The 1,086-nt window shown below is 63.0% G+C and carries 1 protein-coding gene; it reads right to left on the bottom strand.

Features of this window, described 5'->3' with window-relative positions; translation table 11 throughout:
- A partial coding sequence (locus AWC03_RS24040; RefSeq protein WP_420845695.1) for an IS630 family transposase occupies nucleotides 1-1,086 on the bottom strand: 1,086 nt, incomplete at its 5' end.

Raw genomic sequence — 1,086 nt, 5'->3', positions numbered from 1 at the left:
CTAGTGTCCTGAGTCATTAATTTGGGTGCAGTAGTTGGCGATGCTGGTCAGGATTTGGTCGGCTGTCTTGGTCCAGACGTAGGGGCGCGGGTTGTCGTTCCAGGTGTCGATCCATGCACGGATGTCGGTGTTGAGTTGGCGGACCGAGGTGTGGGTGCCGCGGCGTAGTTTCTTTGTGGTCAGCTCGGCGAACCAGCGTTCAACGAGGTTGAGCCACGAGGAGCTGGTTGGGGTGAAGTGCAGCACGAATCTGGGATGATTTGTCAGCCAACGCTTTACCGCAGGCGTCTTGTGAGTGGAGGCGTTGTCGAGCACAACGTGGCAATCCAGCTCAGTGGGCACTTCGGCGTCGATCTTCTTGAGAAACGCCAGGAACTCTTGGGAGCGGTGCCGGGCGTGTAAGGAGCCGATGACCTTGCCGGTAGCCAGGTCCAGGGCGGCATACAGGCTCGAGGTGCCGTGGCGGACGTAGTCGTGGCTGGCCCGTGCTGGGGTGCCGGGCAGCATCGGAAACACCGGTTGGGTGCGGTTGAGCGCTTGGATCTGGGTTTTCTCGTCCACGCACAGCACCATGGCCCGCTCCGGAGGATCCAGGTAGAGCCCGACGATGTCGCGAACCTTGGCGACGAACAGCGGATCCTTGGACAATTTCCACGAATCCTGTTTGTGCGGCGCCAGACCGAACGCCCGCCAGACGCGAGAGACCATCGACTGGCTCAAGCCCAAGTGGGCAGCCATCGACCGGGTTGACCAATGCGTGGCATCTGGTGGGGCGCTCTCCAATGTCGTGGCGATCAGCGCTTCGATCCGATCGTCGCCCACCACCCGCGGCCGGCCCGGGCGCGGTTCATCGACCAATCCATCCAGACCCTGTTCGGCGAAGCGGTTACGCCAGCGTCGCACCGTCGTGATGGCCAAGCCCAGTCGAGCTGCCAGCTCCGTATTGGATGCACCATCTGCGGCGGCCAACACAATTCGTGCCCGCATCGCCAACCCAGCCGCACTCGTTCGTCGCCGCGCCCAACCCTCCAGCTCAACCCGCTCCCCAGCGGACAGCACGATCTCGGCGGCATGAGGCGTCGGCAC

Origin of the sequence: Mycobacterium europaeum, from assembly GCF_002102155.1 — a bacterium.
GTDB classification, from domain to species: Bacteria; Actinomycetota; Actinomycetes; order Mycobacteriales; family Mycobacteriaceae; genus Mycobacterium; species Mycobacterium europaeum.
The sequence above is the reverse complement of the archived record's forward strand: the minus strand, read 5'-3'. Positions and strand labels throughout refer to the sequence as shown.